Annotated in this window: 18 protein-coding genes; 9 read left to right on the plus strand and 9 right to left on the minus strand. The window is 65.5% G+C overall.

Going from position 1 to position 17,080, the window contains the following annotated elements:
* Nucleotides 1-161: 161 nt before the first annotated feature.
* The 4 genes from HDG37_RS33405 to HDG37_RS33420 form a co-directional block, all read right to left on the minus strand.
* Complete coding sequence (locus HDG37_RS33405) at nucleotides 162-1,439, minus strand: MFS transporter (protein WP_184055126.1); 1,278 nt, start codon at nucleotides 1,437-1,439, stop codon at nucleotides 162-164.
* Between the two features lie 297 nt (nucleotides 1,440-1,736).
* Complete coding sequence (locus tag HDG37_RS33410) at nucleotides 1,737-2,306, minus strand: YceI family protein (RefSeq protein ID WP_184055128.1); 570 nt, start codon at nucleotides 2,304-2,306, stop codon at nucleotides 1,737-1,739.
* Between the two features lie 111 nt (nucleotides 2,307-2,417).
* Complete coding sequence (locus HDG37_RS33415; protein ID WP_184055130.1) at nucleotides 2,418-2,981, minus strand: YceI family protein; 564 nt, start codon at nucleotides 2,979-2,981, stop codon at nucleotides 2,418-2,420.
* A gap of 8 nt (nucleotides 2,982-2,989) precedes the next feature.
* The gene (locus tag HDG37_RS33420; protein WP_184034542.1) at nucleotides 2,990-3,550 is read right to left on the minus strand and encodes a cytochrome b; all 561 of its coding nucleotides are present in this window, start codon (nucleotides 3,548-3,550) and stop codon (nucleotides 2,990-2,992) included.
* A gap of 445 nt (nucleotides 3,551-3,995) precedes the next feature.
* On the opposite strand from HDG37_RS33420, the gene HDG37_RS33425 reads away from it, so the two are divergent.
* The 7 genes from HDG37_RS33425 (at nucleotide 3,996) to HDG37_RS33455 (ending at nucleotide 10,632) form a co-directional block, all read left to right on the plus strand.
* Nucleotides 3,996-4,784 carry a paraquat-inducible protein A gene (locus HDG37_RS33425; RefSeq protein WP_184055132.1) on the plus strand — a complete coding sequence of 263 codons (789 nt, stop codon included), beginning with the start codon at nucleotides 3,996-3,998 and terminating at the stop codon, nucleotides 4,782-4,784.
* 7 nt (nucleotides 4,785-4,791) lie between these two features.
* A complete protein-coding gene (locus HDG37_RS33430; protein WP_184034548.1) occupies nucleotides 4,792-5,442 on the plus strand; it encodes a paraquat-inducible protein A in 651 nt (216 codons plus the stop codon).
* Nucleotides 5,435-7,096, plus strand: coding sequence for an intermembrane transport protein PqiB (locus HDG37_RS33435; RefSeq protein ID WP_184055134.1), 1,662 nt, complete (start codon nucleotides 5,435-5,437; stop codon nucleotides 7,094-7,096). The genes HDG37_RS33430 and HDG37_RS33435 overlap by 8 nt, the downstream gene beginning before the upstream one ends.
* Nucleotides 7,093-7,866, plus strand: coding sequence for a membrane integrity-associated transporter subunit PqiC (locus HDG37_RS33440; RefSeq protein WP_184034554.1), 774 nt, complete (start codon nucleotides 7,093-7,095; stop codon nucleotides 7,864-7,866). The genes HDG37_RS33435 and HDG37_RS33440 overlap by 4 nt, the downstream gene beginning before the upstream one ends.
* A gap of 83 nt (nucleotides 7,867-7,949) precedes the next feature.
* The gene (locus HDG37_RS33445) at nucleotides 7,950-9,236 is read left to right on the plus strand and encodes a class I SAM-dependent RNA methyltransferase (RefSeq protein ID WP_184055136.1); all 1,287 of its coding nucleotides are present in this window, start codon (nucleotides 7,950-7,952) and stop codon (nucleotides 9,234-9,236) included.
* Between the two features lie 228 nt (nucleotides 9,237-9,464).
* Nucleotides 9,465-9,848 carry a VOC family protein gene (locus HDG37_RS33450; RefSeq protein ID WP_184034560.1) on the plus strand — a complete coding sequence of 128 codons (384 nt, stop codon included), beginning with the start codon at nucleotides 9,465-9,467 and terminating at the stop codon, nucleotides 9,846-9,848.
* Between the two features lie 40 nt (nucleotides 9,849-9,888).
* Nucleotides 9,889-10,632: a YafY family protein gene (locus HDG37_RS33455; RefSeq protein WP_184055138.1), complete on the plus strand. Its 744-nt coding sequence runs from the start codon at nucleotides 9,889-9,891 to the stop codon at nucleotides 10,630-10,632.
* A 293-nt stretch (nucleotides 10,633-10,925) separates the two neighbouring features.
* On the opposite strand, the gene HDG37_RS33460 is transcribed toward HDG37_RS33455, so the two are convergent.
* The 5 genes from HDG37_RS33460 to HDG37_RS33480 all read right to left on the minus strand — a co-directional run bounded on the left by HDG37_RS33460 (nucleotide 10,926) and on the right by HDG37_RS33480 (nucleotide 14,753).
* A complete protein-coding gene (locus tag HDG37_RS33460) occupies nucleotides 10,926-11,345 on the minus strand; it encodes a type II toxin-antitoxin system VapC family toxin (protein ID WP_184055206.1) in 420 nt (139 codons plus the stop codon).
* The gene (locus HDG37_RS33465) at nucleotides 11,342-11,593 is read right to left on the minus strand and encodes a type II toxin-antitoxin system prevent-host-death family antitoxin (protein ID WP_184055140.1); all 252 of its coding nucleotides are present in this window, start codon (nucleotides 11,591-11,593) and stop codon (nucleotides 11,342-11,344) included. Before HDG37_RS33465 ends, HDG37_RS33460 begins: the two co-directional genes overlap by 4 nt.
* Before the next feature lie 228 nt (nucleotides 11,594-11,821).
* Complete coding sequence (locus HDG37_RS33470) at nucleotides 11,822-13,273, minus strand: NAD(P)(+) transhydrogenase (Re/Si-specific) subunit beta (protein ID WP_184055142.1); 1,452 nt, start codon at nucleotides 13,271-13,273, stop codon at nucleotides 11,822-11,824.
* On the minus strand, nucleotides 13,274-13,600 hold the full coding sequence (locus tag HDG37_RS33475; protein ID WP_184034569.1) for an NAD(P) transhydrogenase subunit alpha: 327 nt from the start codon (nucleotides 13,598-13,600) through the stop codon (nucleotides 13,274-13,276). It abuts the gene before it with no gap.
* 10 nt (nucleotides 13,601-13,610) lie between these two features.
* Nucleotides 13,611-14,753 (minus strand): Re/Si-specific NAD(P)(+) transhydrogenase subunit alpha, encoded by a 1,143-nt coding sequence (locus HDG37_RS33480; RefSeq protein WP_090803055.1) that lies wholly within the window; start codon nucleotides 14,751-14,753, stop codon nucleotides 13,611-13,613.
* Between the two features lie 284 nt (nucleotides 14,754-15,037).
* Between HDG37_RS33480 and HDG37_RS33485 the strand changes: the two genes are divergently transcribed.
* On the plus strand, nucleotides 15,038-15,517 hold the full coding sequence (locus HDG37_RS33485) for an NUDIX hydrolase (protein WP_184055144.1): 480 nt from the start codon (nucleotides 15,038-15,040) through the stop codon (nucleotides 15,515-15,517).
* A 58-nt stretch (nucleotides 15,518-15,575) separates the two neighbouring features.
* Nucleotides 15,576-16,829, plus strand: a complete 1,254-nt coding sequence (mnmA, locus tag HDG37_RS33490) for a tRNA 2-thiouridine(34) synthase MnmA (RefSeq protein ID WP_184055146.1) — start codon at nucleotides 15,576-15,578, stop codon at nucleotides 16,827-16,829.
* The last annotated feature ends 251 nt before the right edge of the window (nucleotides 16,830-17,080 follow it).

Genomic DNA, 17,080 nt, shown 5'->3' on the forward strand with positions numbered 1-17,080 from the left:
ACGACGACGCCCTTGCGTTTCGCTAGTCCTTCACCACCATCAGGTTGGACAGGGGACTCACACCCCCAAGCTGTTGCGCATGCTCGGCGCACAATAAAAAAAAGCCGGTTCTGTCGAACCGGCCTTTTGCGTTTACGTACGCCGTCGTTACCGCCTCGTTCCTAGCGGAACCCCAGCTTGCGCCGTGCGCCGATCAGCGCCGCGATGCTCAGCAACGCGGCAAACATCACGTAGTAGCTCGGCGCTGCCTTCGAACCGGTCGCGCTGATCAGCCACGCGATGATGAACGGCCCGAAGCCGCCGAAGATCGTCACCGCGATGTTATACGCGAGCGACATGCCGGTCGTGCGCGTCTGCACCGGGAATATCTCCGACAGCAGTCCCGGCGTCGCGCCGAAGTAGCCGCTGACGAGAAAACCGAACACGATCTGCCACACGATCAGCGTGCCGAAGCTCGGATGCGCGATCAGGAACGCGAACGCCGGATAGACGAGCACGAACAGCAGCACGGCCGCGCCCAGCATGATGCGTGTGCGTCCATGCAGGTCCGACCAATGCCCGGCCACCGGCGAGAACACCATCTGGATCAGACCCGTCACCGCGATCGCCGAGAACGCGACCGACGGCGCGAGCCCCAGTTGCCGCACGCCATAGGTCGGCATGAACAGCATCAGATACGCGGACACGGTCCCGAGGATCACCACGCCCATCGCGATCACGAGCCGCAGCTTCTGCGTCGCGAACGTATCGCGCAGCGGCGTCTGCGTCGTTTCGGCGGCGAGGAATTCGGGCGTCTCGTCGAGCCTGGTGCGGATGTAGAACGCAACGGGCCCGATCAGCAGACCGAAAAAGAACGGCACGCGCCAGCCCCACGATGCCATCTGTTGCGGCGACAGCTGGCCGGTCAGCAGCGCGCCGAAACCGGCCGCGAGCAGCGTCGTCAGACCCTGGCTCGCCATCTGCCAGCTCGCGTAGAAGCCGCGCCGGCCCGGCACGTGCTCGGCGAGAAACGCAGTCGCGCTGCCGAATTCGCCGCCGGCCGAGAAGCCTTGCATCAGCCGCGCGAGCACGAGGATCAGCGGCGCGGCGAGACCGATGCTCTGGTAGGTCGGCAAAATCGCGATGATCAGCGTGCCGCTCATCATCAGCAGGATGGAAAGCGTGAGCGCCCCCTTGCGCCCGGCGCGGTCCGAGTACGCGCCGATCACGATCGCGCCGAGCGGCCGCATGAAGAATGACACGCCGAACGTGCCGAGCGTGAGCAGCAGCGATACGGTCTCGTTGCCGGCCGGAAAAAACAGCTTCGAGATGGTCACGGCGAAAAAGCCGTACACCACGAGATCGAACCATTCGAGCGCGTTGCCGATCGAGGCGGCCACCACCGCGCGCCACGAATTCTGCCGGCTTCCCGCGACGCTTGCTGCTGTCGTTGCATTCATCCAGATCTCCTGTACTGCGCGAAATATTTATCGACACGAACGCATAACGTCCGCCCAGGCCATCCCGGCAACGCGCAGCACCGGCATGACTGCTTGCGCTCTATTTAACTGAAAAAATAAAAGCGATGCGAGCGACAAATGGCCGAGGCGCGCCACCATGGCCGAGGCGTTCGCAACGGGCGACAAAAAACCGCTTCGTCGGTGAACGACCGAAGCGGTTTTCGTATTGCGGCGCAGCGCGGATCGAATCGCAACAGCGGCCCGCGCGCGGCGCCGGCCGCGAAGCTGCCGGCGCGCTTACTGCTGCTTGATACCTTCCGACTGGATATGCAGGCGCGTCTGCATGCTGAAGCCGTACTTCGCGCCGAACTCCATGCCGTAATCGGCGCGATTGAATTCGGTGCTCGCCTCGACGCCGCAGATTTCGCGCTTGAGGACCGGGTGCTGCATGCACTTGAACGAATCGATCTTCAGATTCACCGGCTTCGTGATGCCGCGAATCGTCAGCGTGCCGATCACCTCGACGGGCTTGTCGCCGTCGAACTTGATCTCGGTGCCCTTGTAGGTGACGGTCGGATACTTCTCGACGTCGAAGAACTCGGCGGCCTTCAGGTGATCGTCGAGCTTCGGGTTGCCGGTCTGCACCGAAGCGGGATCGACGGTGACGTCGATGGTGCCGGTTTTGGCCGCGCGATCGAGCGTCACCGTTCCCGTGGTCTTCGTGAATTTGCCGCGCCAGATCGACAGACCGCCAAAGTGGTCGGCCTCGAAGCTCGGAAACGTATGCATCGGATCAAGCAGATAGGTATCGGCGGCGAAGGCGCCGAGCGACAGCGACGAAGCCAGCGCGCCAACAGCGATCAACATGGACGTTTTCAATTCGTGCTCCTGTTTTGCGTTGAAAATCGCGGTGCAACCTGCGGTGGGAAAGCGGCCGCGCCCCACGTGGCGCGGCGGACCTCGCGCACGCCGTGCGCGTTACTTGCGCGCGGCGACGATATGAAACTTGATCACGACCTCGTCGGCGATGACCGATGTGTCCTTCCATTCGCCGGTGCCGATGTCGAACTGCGAGCGCTTGATCGGCAGCGCGCCGTCGAAGGTCTGCATCGCGCCCTGCTGGCCGACCGTGACCGGCACCACGACCGTCTCCGACTTGCCCTTGATGGTCAGCTTACCGGTCACCTTGAACTGATTGCCGCCGGCCGGCGCGATCGCGCTCGACACGAACGTCGCGCTCGGAAAGGTCTTCGCGTCGAACCATTCCTTGCCGCGCACCTGCTCGTTGTAGCTCTCGTCGCCGAGATCGTAGCTGGCGACGTCGATGTTGAACTGCGCGCTGCCGGCCGTCGGTTTGGCCGGATCGAAGCTGACCTGCGCCGTGAACTTGTTGAACTTGCCTTCGACCGGCACGTTCATCTGCTTCGAGGTAGCCGTCACCGAACTCTTCGCGACGTCGACCTGCGCGAGCGCCGCGCCTGCGGCGCTCAGCGACGCCGCTGCGAACGCGGCCAGCATGTAGCGATAAAACGAACCCTTCATGGTTGTCCTTATTTGAGGAAAGGGAGCATGCGCGACAGCAGGCCGTCGCGATCGAGCCATTGATGCTTGAGCGCCGCCGCGGTGTGTAGCGCGACCAGCACGAGCAACGTGTAATTCAACGCGATGTGCAGGTTCTTCAGCACTTCCTTCAGGTGCGGATCGGGCGCGATGATTCGCGGCAGCGGAATCAGCCCGAGGTAGACGACCGGCACGTTCGCCGCCGAGCTATACAGATAGCCGGACACGGGAATCACGATCATCAGCACGTACAGCAACAGATGTGTGAGATGCGCGGCGCCACGCTGCCAGGTGGGCATGCGGCGCGGCATCGGCGGCGAGGCGTGGGTCGCGCGCCACAGGATGCGCACGATCGCGAGCGCGAACACGGTCACGCCGATCCATTTGTGCCACGAGAAATAGCGCAGCTTGGTGGGCGTGAAGCCCGGGATGTCGGTCATCACCCAGCCGAGCGCAAAGCCGCAGACGATCAGCAGTGCGATCAGCCAGTGAAACGCGATGGCGGTCCGCGTGTACGACTCCCGGGTACCGAACGATGGATTGAGTGTCATGACAGATCAACGCAGGCTGTTAGAAGTTAACGGCGCGCCGCGGCCAGCTATTCCGCGATCGCCGCCGCGCATCGGCGCGGCGTGCGCGGCCGATGCGGCGGACATCATCGCCACAAAAGGCCGCCGGGCATGCCACGGGCGCCATCCTACCCCAAGCGCGAAAAGCTGGCTGGAGCGCGTCGGCGGAACAGGCCCGAATTTTGCGGTGCAATGGCCCCAAGGCGTCGCGCCACCGCCCTTGCGTTGAACGATTCGGGGACCGAAAGCCCCGAAGCGACGCCATCTCAGGCCCGGACCAGCGCGCGGCGGGGACGGCGCCACGCCCCGCGCGCGGCTCGCCTCGGCCGCGAGGCCGCGTTTGGTACTATTGCTGCTCACCGCCGCCCGACCCCTCGTAACGAGCAGGCCTTACACGCCGCCACTACGTCGTTAGCCCATCTGCCGCATGGAACATGACAACCTGATCGCGTGCCATGAATGCGATACGCTGTTCCGCAAGCCACGGCTTGTCGGGCGCGTCGCCGCGCGTTGTCCGCGCTGCGGCGCGACGCTCTATCGCGGCGTCTCGCGCAAGCTGGACGCGATCTGCGCACTGACGCTCGCCGCGCTGATCACGTTCGTGATCGCGCAGGGCTTTCCGATCGTCGAACTCGAAACCAACGGCATCACGTCACAGACTACGCTGTTCGGCGCGCTCGTCGCGCTGTGGGGCGAGGACATGGAGATCGTCGCCGTGATGGTGTTCTGCTCGACGATCCTCTTTCCGTTCACCGAACTCGTCGCGCTGCTGTACGTGCTGGTGCCGCTACGCGCCGGCTACGTGCCCGCGCACTTCAATCGCGTGCTGCGCGCGATCCAGTTCGTGCGGCCGTGGGGCATGATCGAAGTGTTCATGCTCGGCGTGCTGATCACGATCGTGAAGATGGTGAGCCTCGCGCGCGTGATTCCCGAGGCGGCGCTGTTCGCGTTCGGCGCGCTGACGCTGATGTTCGCGGTCGTCGTCACATTCGATCCGCGCGTGCTGTGGGATGTCGCCGACGAGATCGACGCGAGCGGCGATCGGCCGTTGCCACGCACGTCGGCCGACAGCGCGGCGGTCGCGGTCGGCTCGCTCGCCGGTCCGCCGGCGCCGTCCGCGCTCGCGGGCTCGACCAGCGGCAGCGCGGGTGGCACAACCAACAGCACGGCGGACGGCACCCCGCCCGGCTTGCCGCCCACGCCGCGCGAAGGATGAGCCCGCGATGAAATACGTCACCGCGAAACGCGCGGGCCTGCTGTCCTGCCATTCGTGCGGGCGCGTCGAACCGCGCATCCGCTCGGTCACGCCGCAGCACTGCGGCCGCTGCGGCGCGCATCTGCACTCGCGCAACCCCGACAGCCTGATGCGCACATGGGCACTGCTGATCGCCGCGGCGCTGCTGTATATCCCGGCGAATCTGCTGCCGGTGATGCATACGTCGTCGCTGCTCGGCTCCGAGGACGACACCATCATGAGCGGCGTCGTCTATTTCTGGACCTCCGGCGACTGGCCGCTCGCGATGATCGTGTTCATCGCCAGCATCCTGGTGCCGATGCTGAAGCTCTCGGTGCTCGTGCTGCTCACCGTCACCGCGCAGCGCCGCTCGCGCTGGCGTCCGCAACAGCGCACGACGCTGTACCGGATGGTCGAGCGAATCGGCCGCTGGTCGATGCTCGACGTGTTCGTCGTCACGCTCACCGTGGCGCTCGTGCGTTTCAAATCGCTGGCCGTGATCACGGCCGGGCCGGGCGCGATCGCGTTCGGCTCGGTGGTGATCCTGACGATGCTGGCCTCCATGCAATTCGATCCACGCCTCATCTGGGACCCCGTGGAAAGCCGTACCCCAACACCTCAGGATCTCGACCATGACTAGCCCGCAAGGACCGACGCCCGCCTCCGATGATGCGCCGCGCAACGATTCGAACGGACCCAGACTGCCGCTTCAACTGCCCGACCCCGAGATCGAGCCACGCAGCCGCTGGCTGCCGTCGCTCGTCTGGGTGATTCCGCTGATTGCCGCGCTGATCGGCATCGCGCTCGTGATCAGGTCGGTGACCGAGCGCGGGCCCGTGATCACGATCAGCTTCGTCAGCGCGGAAGGGCTCGAGCCGGGCAAGACCAAGGTCAAGTACAAGGACGTCGACGTGGGTGCGGTGAAGACGATCACGCTGTCGCCGGATCTGTCGCACGTGCTCGTGCAGGTGCAGTTGACCAAGGAAGGCGGAAAGTTCGCGGTCAAGGACTCGCGCTTCTGGGTGGTGCGTCCGCGCGTCGGCGCGAGCGGCGTGTCGGGTCTGACGACGCTGCTGTCGGGCTCGTACATCGGCGCCGACGCGGGCCGCTCGACCGAAAGCGAGAGCAACTTCGTCGGCCTCGAAACGCCGCCGCCCATCACCGGCGACCAGAAAGGCCACCAATACACGCTGCACGGCGATTCGCTCGGCTCGATCGACATCGGCTCGCCGATCTTCTACCGGCGCGTGCAGGTCGGTCAGGTGGTCGGCTTCTCGCTCGACAGGGACGGCACCGGCGTGACGATGCGGGTGTTCGTGTCGGCGCCGTTCGACCAGTACGTCGGCACCAACACGCGCTGGTGGCATGCGAGCGGCGTCGATCTGCGGCTCGATTCGAGCGGCTTCAAGCTGAATACGCAGTCGCTCGCGACGGTGATCGTCGGCGGTCTGTCGTTCCAGTCGCCGCCCGGCCAGAACATGGGCCCGCAGGCGCCGAACAACCAGACCTTCCGCCTCGGCTCGGACGAAGCGGACGCGATGCGCGAACCAGACGGCGTGCCCTTGCGCGTCGTGATGAACTTCAACCAGTCGCTGCGCGGGCTGTCGATCGGCGCACCGGTCGATTTCCGCGGCATCGTGCTCGGCCAGGTGACCAATATCGGCATCGACTACGATCCGAAGACGCAGAGCTTCACGATGCCGGTCACGATGAACCTGTACCCGGACCGCCTCGGCAAGCGCTTTCGCGAGAGCTCGCCGCAGCCGGGCACGCTCGCCGGCGAGAACCTGATGCAGGAACTCGTCAGGCACGGCCTGCGCGGCCAGTTGCGCACCGGCAACCTGATCACGAGCCAGCTGTACGTGGCGCTCGATATCTTCCCGAAAGCGCCGCCGGCCAAGGTCGACGTGACGACCGATCCGCTCGAGCTGCCGACCATTCCGAACACGCTCGACGAATTGCAGCTGCAGGTCGCCGACATCGCGAAGAAGCTCGACAAGGTGCCGTTCGACCAGATCGGCGCGAATCTGAACACCGCGCTGAAGAACGCCGACCAACTGTTCTCGCGTCTCGACAAGGAAGTCGTGCCGCAGGCGCGCGACACGCTGACGGCCGCGAAGCAGACCTTCAGTTCGGCCCAGGCAACCTTGCAGCAGGATTCGCCGATGCAGTCCGACGTTCATCAGGCGTTGCAGGAACTGACGCGCACGTTGCAGTCGCTGAACGCGCTGTCGGACTACCTCGAGCGTCATCCCGAATCGCTGTTGCGCGGTAAATCAGGAGATAAACCATGATGTTTGCCCGGCTCCCCCGTCCGCCGCGCGCGCTCGTGCGCGGTGCCGTACGCGGCGTCGCGTACGGCACCGCACTGGCTGCGGCTCTCGCCATCGCCGCGTGCTCGTCGCCGTCGAGCCGTTTCTATACGCTGGGCGGCGCGGATAGCGCAAGCACCGCCGCGAATGGCGCCGCGCCGGCCGTCGCGCGCACGAGCGCCGCGCCTGCCTGGCTGATCGAAGTCGCGCCGGTCAACGTGCCGCCGCAGGTGGCGAGAAATCAGCTGGTCGTGCAGACCGGGCCGACTCAGGTGCAGTTGCTCGAACAGGAGCGTTGGGCGTCGCTGCCCGGCGATGAAATCCGCCGCGCGCTGTCGACGAATCTGACGCAGCAGCTCGGCACCATCGATACGTTCGGCACCGCGCACCCCGACGACGCGGCCGTGTACCGGATCGCCATGAACGTGCAGCGTTTCGAGTCGTGGCCCGGCTCGCATGCGTTGATCGATGCGGTGTGGAGCGTGCGGGCCGTGCGCAGCAATGCGGTGATGACCTGTCGCAGCGTGGTCAGCGAGACGGTTGGCGGCGGGTACGACGCGCTCGTCGATGGACATCGGCGCGCGCTCGCGGAAGTGTCGACGCAGATCGCGATGGGCGTGCGCGCGATGGCGGCAACGGCCGTCGCTTCCACGAACACGACGGGCCGGCCTTCGTCTTCGGCCAGACCGGCCGCGGCGCCGGCCGTGCCGCCCTGTCCTTCGGCGGGAACGGCCGCGGGAGCCGGCGCCTGACAGGCCCGGCGCGCCAATCGCGCCGGCCCGCCGATCTCGACCGCGTACAATAGCGCCTTATCCAACGCCTTGCGGCAACCTCAATGTCCTTCGATTTCTTCCTTCCTTGCCCGCGCGGGCTCGAAGCTCCGCTCGCGGCCGAACTCGCCGAAATTGCCGCCAAACATCTGAATGGCGCCGCCTTCACGGCCGGCGCCCAGGTACCGGGCGGCGTGCATTTTCGCGGCGGCTGGGCCGCCGGCATGGCTGCCAATCTGCACTCGCGTCTCGCGAGCCGCGTGCTGCTGAAAATCGCGGAGCGGCCCTACCGCGGCGAGCAGGACATCTACGCGCTCGCGCTCGAGCAGCGCTGGGAGCAGTGGTTCTCCGCGCACGAGACGCTGCGCGTCGACGTCACCGCGATCAAGTCGCCGCTGCGCAGTCTCGAGTTCACGACGCTGCGCGTGAAGGACGCGATCTGCGATCGTCTGCGCGAAAAAAGCGGCGCGCGGCCGAGCGTCGACACCGCGATGCCCGACGTGCGCGTGTTCGCGTTCCTGAGCGCGACCGACTGCACGCTGTACCTCGACACTTCCGGCGATCCGCTATTCAAGCGCGGCTGGCGTCTCGACAAGGGCGCGGCGCCGCTGCGCGAAAACCTCGCGGCTGGCATTTTGCGTCTGACTGGCTGGCAGGCCGGCACGCCGCTCTACGATCCGATGTGCGGCAGCGGCACGTTCCTCGCGGAAGCGGCGCAGGTCGCGTTGAACATCGCGCCGGGCGTCGAGCGGCGCTTCGGCTTCGAGAAGCTCAAACAGTTCGACGCGCGGAGCTGGCAAGCGCTGAAGGGCGCCGCGCTCGAGGCGAAAAACGCGGCGCGCGGCTCGCGCGGCGCGGATCTGGAGATTTTCGGAAGCGACATCTCCGGCGACATGCTCGAAAAAGCGCGCGCGAACTTCGAGCGCGCCGGCTTGCCGCCCATTTCGCTCAAGCAGCTCGATGCGCGCGACATGACGCCGCCTGGCTCGGCGCCGGGCATCCTCGTCGCGAATCCGCCGTATGGCGAGCGGATCGAAGTGCGCGGCCGCAATGCGCGCGGCGAGCTTCGCGAAGGCCGCGGCAATCGCGACGACGACGGCTTCCGCCGCATTCAGGAAGAAGCGCCGGACAGCGAGTTTTTCCAGTTGCTCGGCAATGCGTTGAAGCAGCGCTTTGCCGGATGGCATGCGTTCATCCTGACGTCGGATCGCAAGCTTCCGGGGCAACTGCGGCTGCGCGAATCGACGAAGACGCCGCTGTTCAACGGTGCGCTCGAATGCCGGCTGTTCCGCTTCGATCTGATCGCGGGCAGCGTGCGGCAGCGTCCGCAGGGCGATACGCCGGCGGCTTGAGGCTGTTTCTAGCGGGGCGGCGCGCTGTCGTCGCCCTGCCGTCATCGCGTCGCTCGAAAAGCAGGCCACGCGCATGAGCGACGTGGTCGGCGTGTTTCAGTTGCTGGTGGGGTGAAGCGGTCGCGTCTTCGCACCCTACTGCCACCACGCTGTCAGCAGCACCCCCGCACACTCCTTCTCACGCCATCCGGCGCTTGAACGGCCTACTGCCAACCGAAGGAGAGTGTCATGTCCGCATTGCCCAAACTCGTTGCCTGGTTCGAAATCCCGTCGGTCGATTTCGATCGCGCGGTGCGCTTTTACGAAGCCGCGCTCGACGCCCCGTTGAATCGACAGGAGATCGGCGGCCAGCCGATCGCCGTGTTCAGCTACGAGGAGCCCGCGACTGGCGGCGCGATCGTCCACAATCCGTCGATGACACCCGGCGTCGACGGCGTCACCGTCTACCTGAACGCGCTGCCCACCGTCGACGCGGCGCTTGCGCGCATCGAACGGGCAGGCGGCAAGACCGACGGCCCGGTGATCAAGCTGCCGCAGGACATCGGCTATATCGCGTTCTTCACCGATACCGAAGGCAACCGCCTCGGCCTGCATTCGCGCACCAACGGCTAGGCGCGCACCGGAAGCCGCCGCGCCCCGACCGAAGGCCGCCATGCGGCGCTATCATCGCGGGACCGCCCCCTTCCTCCTCTACCCGACGCCCACGATGACGCGCCGCGCCGACCGCCTGTTCCAGATCGCCGAGCTGCTGCGCGGCCGGCGCCTGACCACCGCGCAGCAACTGGCCGACTGGCTGAATATCTCGCCGCGCACGGTCTATCGCGACGTGCGCGATCTGCAATTGTCAGGGGTGCCGATCGAAGGCGAAGCGGGCATCGGTTATCGGCTGTCGCGCTCGGCAAGTCTGCCGCCGCTGACCTTCACCGCCGACGAACTCGCCGCGCTCGCCGCCGGCGCGCGCATGCTCGAATCATGGGGTGGCGCGGGCTTCGCGAGCGGCGCGCGGGGCGCGCTGGCCAAAATCGCATCGGCGATGCCCGCCGACAAGCGCGCGACGCTCGAACGGCTCGCGATCTTCGCGCCGTCGTTTCACATCAAGGGGGATTTTTCGACGCAGCTCGACTCGCTGCATCGCGCGATCGATGCGCGCCAGGTGGTGCGCTTCGCGTACACCGACGCGAACGGCGCCGACACCGAGCGCCGCGTCTGGCCGCTCGCGCTCGCGTACTGGGGCGCGCGCTGGACGCTCGGCGCATGGTGCGAACTGCGTGCTGATTTCCGCAACTTCGGACTGGAGAAGATGCGCGATCTCGAAGTGCTCGAGACGTATCCGGATCAGGAAGGCAGGCGGCTCGCGGATCTGCTGCGGCACGTAAACGCGAGGCCGAAAATATGAAAAGGATCGCGGCGCGACGCACCGCGATCTCAGGGTCTGTTTACCGCTAACGAGCTACTCGACCGGCTTCACCATATCCTCGATCACGTTCTTCGCGTCGCCGAACACCATCATCGTCTTGTCCATGTAGATGCGTTGATGGTCATTGGGTCAAGCTCCCTATGAAAGCCCGCCGCATCAGGCTTACGGCCGGGGTGCCTGGCGATCCAGGCGGTTATCGCAGGTAAAACGCATTCCGGTAAGTCCAGTTACTGGCATTGACCCGACGCGAAATTTTTCGCGTCCGCGAAAAATCACGCGGCCTGCCAAGGGTTCACAAGGGAGACGCCCGTTGCTACGAAATCAGCGACATTTCGCGTCACCACGGTCATACCATGAACGATCGCCGTAGCGGCGATAAGCGCATCACGCTCCGAGCGCCGATCCGGTACATGCAAGCGCGCGCAGCGTAAGGCAACGCCCGTATCGACAGGCAGCACGCGATCCGCAAATTCAGTTAAGACGTGCTCATCGAGCCATGCGCGCAGCAACGCGCCTTGGCTCGGGTCGCTGCGCTCCTTCAGCAAAACGCCCCTTGCCAGCTCCATGATCGTGATTGCAGAAACAAAGAGCGCCGAAGCATCGACGCTCTTTGCCCAGGCGACGAGGTTGGCATCCGCCCTGCGCCCCTTACGGAGTTCGGAAACGACATTCGTATCGATAACAAACATCAGAGTTCAGCCGGCCGGATAGATATATCCACGCGCGGCGGATCGAATTCAATGTCAGCAACCTCGGACATGGCCAAGGCGTCCACGATGTTGCGACGCTGTCCGGCGAGAAGCCAGTATTCCTCGATGCTCAGCAAAACATGGGCGGGCCTGCCGCGATCGGTGATGAATACAGGGCCGTCCTTGGTCGCCTTTTTCGCCCGGGTCACGTCCTGATTGAGTTCCCTGCTGGATAAGGTCGTAATCGTCATATTCCCTCCCGCCACCTAACGTAGTAACGTTACTACATGTCAGGAATGAAGACAAGTCACTACGTTGTGAGTTCCGAAAGAGAAATTTTCGCGTCCGCGAAAAATCCGCCGACGGCGGCTCGCGGATCTGCTGCGGCATCTGAACGCGAAGCCGAACAGATGAAAAGGATCGCGGCAAAGGATCGCGGTGACCCACCGCGATCCTGAGGCCGATTCACCGCTAGCGATCTAGTCGACCGCCTTCACCATATCCTCGATCACCTTCTTCGCGTCGCCGAACACCATCATCGTCTTGTCCATGTAGAACAGGTCGTTGTCGAGCCCGGCGTAGCCCGCCGCCATCGAGCGCTTGTTGACGATCACGGTGCGCGCCTTGTACGCCTCGATGATCGGCATGCCCGCGATCGGCGACTTCGGATCGTTCTTCGCGGCCGGATTCACCACGTCGTTCGCGCCGAGCACGAGCACCACGTCGACCTGGCCGAACTCGCCGTTGATGTCCTCCATCTCGTACACCATGTCGTACGGCACTTCGGCCTCGGCGAGCAGCACGTTCATGTGACCCGGCATGCGGCCGGCCACCGGGTGAATCGCGTACTTCACCTCGATGCCCTTCTCGACCAGCTTGTCGGTCAGCTCCTTCAGCGCATGCTGCGCGCGCGCGACGGCCAGCCCGTAGCCCGGCACGATCACGACGGTCTCGGCGTTGCCCATCATGAACGACGCGTCATCGGCCGAACCCGATTTCACCGGACGCTGCTCCGCTGAGCCGCCCGCGGCCGCGCCCGGCTCGTTGCCGAAACCGCCGAGGATCACGTTGAAGAACGAGCGGTTCATCGCGCGGCACATGATGTACGACAGGATCGCACCCGACGACCCCACCAGCGAGCCGGCGATGATCAGCATCGGATTGTTCAGCGAAAAGCCGATGCCCGCCGCCGCCCAGCCCGAGTACGAGTTCAGCATCGACACGACCACCGGCATGTCCGCGCCGCCGATCGGAATGATGATCAGCACGCCGAGCACGAACGCGATGATCGTCATGATGATGAACGGCAGCCACGACTGAGTGAGGAAGAAGAGGACGCCGAAGCCGAGCATCGCGAGCGCGAGCATCAGGTTGATCAGATGCTGGCCGCCGTAGACGACCGGCGCACCCTGAAACAAGCGGAACTTGTACTTGCCCGACAGCTTGCCGAACGCGATCACCGAGCCGCTAAAAGTAATCGCGCCGACGAACGTGCCGATGAACAGTTCGATGCGGTTACCGTACGGCAGGAAGCCCTCGATCGGCACGTCGGGATCGACGAGGCCGAACGCGGCCGGCTCCGACACCACCCCATACGCGATGCACACGGCCGCGAGACCGATCAGCGAGTGCATCGCCGCGACCAGTTCAGGCATCTTGGTCATCTCGACGCGCGCGGCGACGAACGCGCCGATCGCGCCACCGATCACGAGCCCGAACAGCAGCAGGCCGAGCCCGAGACCGAGATTGGAGCCGAGTACTTCGGCCTGCCTCGAGATCAGCGCGATGGTCGTCAGAATCGCGATCGCCATGCCGACCATGCCGAAGGTATTGCCGGCGCGCGCGCTCTTCGGATTCGACAGCCCCTTGAGCGCCTGGATGAAGCAGACCGACGCGACCAGATACAGCAGCGTGACGACGTTCAGGCTCATTTACGTACCCTCCTTGCCGCCAGCCGGTAGTTTCCTGGGTTCCTTCTTCTTGAACATCTCGAGCATTCGCCGTGTGACGAGGAATCCGCCGAACACGTTGACGGCGGCGAGCGCCACCGCGATCGTGCCGAAGAACTTCCCGGCGCTGCCGACGGTGAGACCCGCCGCGAGCATCGCGCCGACGATCACGATCGCCGAGATCGCATTGGTCACCGCCATCAGCGGCGTATGCAGCGCGGGCGTGACGTTCCAGACCACGTGATAGCCGACGTAGATCGCCAGCACGAAGGTGATCAGGTTGATCACCGTGTGATTGATGACTTCCATCTTCGGCCTCCTATGCGTTGCGCGTGACCTGGCCGTCGCGAGCCAGCAGCGTGGCCGCGACGATGTCGTCCGCGAGATCGATGTTCAGCGTGCCTTCCTTGGCGATAATCAGCTTCAGGAAGTCGAGCACGTTGCGCGCGTACAGCGACGACGCGTCGGCGGGCACCATCGCGGCGAGATTCGTATAGCCGACGATCTGCACGCCATAGCGCACCACCACCTGGTCCGCCTCGGTCAGCGGACAATTGCCGCCGCGCCGGCCGTCGACTTCGGGGCCGCGGCCGGCCGCGAGGTCGACGAGCACCGAGCCCGGTTTCATCGCCTGCACGGTTTCGACCGACAGCAGCGTCGGCGCGGGGCGGCCCGGAATCAGCGCGGTCGAAATGACGATGTCGGCCTGCTTTGCGCGCTCGTGCACCAGCGCCGACTGGCGCGCGAGCCACGACGGCGGCATCGGCCGTGCATAGCCGCCCACACCTTGCGCGGCCTCGCGCTCCTCGTCGGTCTCGTAAGGCACGTCGAGGAACTTCGCGCCGAGCGACTCGATCTGCTCCTTGACGGCCGGGCGCACGTCGGACGCCTCCAGCACGGCGCCGAGGCGCTTCGCGGTGGCGATCGCCTGCAGGCCAGCCACGCCCGCGCCGAGAATCAGCACGCGCGCGGCCTTCACGGTGCCGGCCGCGGTCATCAGCATCGGCATGAAGCGCGGATAGAGCGTCGCCGCGAGCAGCACCGCCTTGTAGCCGGCGATGTTCGCCTGCGACGACAGCACGTCGAGGCTTTGCGCGCGCGTGGTGCGAGGCGCGGCTTCGAGCGCGAACGCGGTGACGCCGGCCGCGGCGAGCTTGCCCGCGTTGTCGGCGTTGAACGGATCGAGCATGCCGACCAGCGTCGCGCCGCGTTTGAGCAGCGGCAGTTCGGAATCGGTGGGGGATTGGACTTTGAGGACGAGATCTGCGCCGAATGCAGTGGCGGCATCGACGATTTCCGCGCCCACGGCCGTATAGGCATCATCGGGAAAGCTCGCGCCGGCGCCGGCGCCGCTCTGGAGCGTGACCCGGTGGCCTTGCGCCACGTACTTCTTGACCGTCTCGGGCGTCGCGGCAACGCGGGTTTCATGCGCGCGCGTCTCGGCTGGCACTCCGATGTGCATCGTTGTTTCTCCTCGACTTCCTGTTTGACGACAGATCCGCCGACGAGGCTCGCCGGCTTGCACATGCAACGGCTAACGCAGGCCCCACTTTAACCGGAAACCGCCACATCACAAATATCGGGGTCGATGCCAATGCGCGGCAGACCGCCAAACTGCTACGGATCGGTCGCGATTCCACCTCGAACACGCTGCGAACCGGCTGCCAGCGGTCACCGGCCGTAGCCCGGCCCAGCGCCCGCCCGCCGCCCGGCAGCCGGCGCGCATAACCGGTAAAATGCGCACCCATGAAACCGGAAACCTGGCTGCCGCACGTGACCGTCGCGGCGATCGTCGAGCGTGACGGGCGCTTCCTGCTAGTCGAGGAACACACTGCCGCCGGCCTGCGCCTGAACCAGCCCGCCGGCCACCTGGAGGCGGGCGAAACGCTGCTGGAAGCGGTGGTCCGCGAAACGTTCGAGGAAACCGCGCATCCGTTCGCTCCCGAGGCGCTCGTCGGCATGTACATGACCCACTTCGAGCGGCCGGACCGCGCGGGCACCACGTACCTGCGCTTCACCTATTGCGGCGCGGGCGGCGAACCGGACCCGGCGAGTTCGCTCGATCCCGACATCGTCCGCACGCTGTGGATGAGCGCCGATGAGTTGCGCGCGTGCCCCGAGCGGCATCGCACGCCGCTCGTGATGCAGTGCATCGACGATTACCTGGCCGGCCGGCGTTTCCCGCTCGACGTCGTCCATACGCATTCGGTTGCGCCGAAGCAATGAGGCCGTCACGAGCGGCCCCATAGATCCATGCAGTCATGCAGCACCCAGTGAGTACCTTATGAGCAAGCGCAAAGTCGTAGTGGGCATGTCGGGCGGCGTCGATTCGTCGGTCACCGCGTGGCTGCTAAAGGAACAGGGCTACGACGTGGTCGGCCTGTTCATGAAGAACTGGGAAGACGACGACGACAGCGAATACTGCTCGACGCGCCAGGACTGGATCGACGTGGTGTCGGTGGCGGACCTGATCGGCATCGACGTCGAGGCGGTCAACTTCGCCGCCGAGTACAAGGACCGCGTGTTCGCCGAATTCCTGCGCGAATATTCGGCTGGCCGCACGCCGAACCCGGACGTGCTGTGCAACGCCGAGATCAAGTTCAAGGCCTTCCTCGATCACGCGATGTCGCTCGGCGCGGAAACGATCGCGACCGGCCACTACGCGCGCGTGCGCGAGAACGATGGCCGCTTCGAGCTGCTGAAGGCGCTCGACCATACGAAGGATCAGTCGTACTTCCTGCATCGGCTGAACCAGGCGCAGCTGTCGAAAACACTGTTCCCGCTCGGCGAAATTCCCAAGACGAAGGTCCGCGAGATCGCCGCGCAGATCGGCCTGCCGAACGCGAAGAAGAAGGATTCGACCGGCATCTGTTTCATCGGCGAGCGGCCGTTCCGCGACTTCCTGAACCGCTATCTGCCGACCAAACCAGGGCCGATGAAGACCACCGACGGCAAGATCGTCGGCGAGCACATCGGCCTCGCGTTCTACACGTTCGGCCAGCGCAAGGGCATCGGTCTCGGCGGCAGCAAGGACGGCAGCGGCGAGCCCTGGTTCGCCGCCGGCAAGGATATTCCGACGAATACGCTGTACGTCGCGCAGGGACACGACCATCCGTGGCTGCTGTGCCATACGCTGTGGGCGGGCAACACGAGCTGGGTCGCGGGCGAGCCGCCGGCCGACGGCTTCGCGTGCGGCGCGAAGACGCGCTACCGCCAGGCCGACGCGGCGTGCAGGTTCAACGCCTCGGCGGGAGGCGGTTCGGGCGAAGGCCTCTTCGAACTGAGCTTCGACGCCGCGCAATGGGCCGTCACGCCGGGCCAATCGGCGGTGCTCTATGACGGCGACGTGTGCCTCGGCGGCGGCATCATCGAACGCGCGATGACCGGGCAACCGGCCGAGCTGCCGCAGGATCAGGCGCCGAAGCAAACCCGCGCGCAGCGCCGCAAGCAGGCGCACAAGCCAAAGCAGCCGCAAGGCCAGGCGCAGGACGAGCCGCAAACCCCGCGGCAAAAAGCGGCTCTGCTCGGCGCGCGTTGAGCGATGCATAACGGCGGGCGCGGCGGGTCGTACCATTCCGACAGGTTCGCGCCGTTCACCATGTTTCCCCCGCCTGGCGCGCATTCACACACACTTCACCTTCGCGTGCGACGCCTGGCTTCCATTCGCAGGCCTTATCTTCGGGCTTCGCCGGTCCGCGTCGCAGCGTGACCCGCAACCGCCGGTTTTCCTTCGCGACCGATACCGCCCGCGCTCCCGCGCGGACGATGCGGCCGCAATGATCTTCACTG

The organism is Paraburkholderia sp. MM5384-R2, assembly GCF_014201025.1.
Taxonomy (GTDB): domain Bacteria; phylum Pseudomonadota; class Gammaproteobacteria; order Burkholderiales; family Burkholderiaceae; genus Paraburkholderia; species Paraburkholderia tuberum.

Excerpts from the sequence above, each read along its gene's own strand:
- HDG37_RS33405 (WP_184055126.1), bottom strand. The coding sequence starts at position 1,439 with ATGAATGCAACGACAGCAGCAAGCGTCGCGGGAAGCCGGCAGAATTCG.
- HDG37_RS33410 (WP_184055128.1), bottom strand. The coding sequence starts at position 2,306 with ATGTTGATCGCTGTTGGCGCGCTGGCTTCGTCGCTGTCGCTCGGCGCC.
- HDG37_RS33415 (WP_184055130.1), bottom strand. The coding sequence starts at position 2,981 with ATGAAGGGTTCGTTTTATCGCTACATGCTGGCCGCGTTCGCAGCGGCG.
- HDG37_RS33420 (WP_184034542.1), bottom strand. The coding sequence starts at position 3,550 with ATGACACTCAATCCATCGTTCGGTACCCGGGAGTCGTACACGCGGACC.
- HDG37_RS33425 (WP_184055132.1), top strand. The coding sequence starts at position 3,996 with ATGGAACATGACAACCTGATCGCGTGCCATGAATGCGATACGCTGTTC.
- HDG37_RS33430 (WP_184034548.1), top strand. The coding sequence starts at position 4,792 with ATGAAATACGTCACCGCGAAACGCGCGGGCCTGCTGTCCTGCCATTCG.
- HDG37_RS33435 (WP_184055134.1), top strand. The coding sequence starts at position 5,435 with ATGACTAGCCCGCAAGGACCGACGCCCGCCTCCGATGATGCGCCGCGC.
- HDG37_RS33440 (WP_184034554.1), top strand. The coding sequence starts at position 7,093 with ATGATGTTTGCCCGGCTCCCCCGTCCGCCGCGCGCGCTCGTGCGCGGT.
- HDG37_RS33445 (WP_184055136.1), top strand. The coding sequence starts at position 7,950 with ATGTCCTTCGATTTCTTCCTTCCTTGCCCGCGCGGGCTCGAAGCTCCG.
- HDG37_RS33450 (WP_184034560.1), top strand. The coding sequence starts at position 9,465 with ATGTCCGCATTGCCCAAACTCGTTGCCTGGTTCGAAATCCCGTCGGTC.
- HDG37_RS33455 (WP_184055138.1), top strand. The coding sequence starts at position 9,889 with ATGCGGCGCTATCATCGCGGGACCGCCCCCTTCCTCCTCTACCCGACG.
- HDG37_RS33465 (WP_184055140.1), bottom strand. The coding sequence starts at position 11,593 with ATGACGATTACGACCTTATCCAGCAGGGAACTCAATCAGGACGTGACC.
- HDG37_RS33470 (WP_184055142.1), bottom strand. The coding sequence starts at position 13,273 with ATGAGCCTGAACGTCGTCACGCTGCTGTATCTGGTCGCGTCGGTCTGC.
- HDG37_RS33475 (WP_184034569.1), bottom strand. The coding sequence starts at position 13,600 with ATGGAAGTCATCAATCACACGGTGATCAACCTGATCACCTTCGTGCTG.
- HDG37_RS33480 (WP_090803055.1), bottom strand. The coding sequence starts at position 14,753 with ATGCACATCGGAGTGCCAGCCGAGACGCGCGCGCATGAAACCCGCGTT.
- HDG37_RS33485 (WP_184055144.1), top strand. The coding sequence starts at position 15,038 with ATGAAACCGGAAACCTGGCTGCCGCACGTGACCGTCGCGGCGATCGTC.
- mnmA (WP_184055146.1), top strand. The coding sequence starts at position 15,576 with ATGAGCAAGCGCAAAGTCGTAGTGGGCATGTCGGGCGGCGTCGATTCG.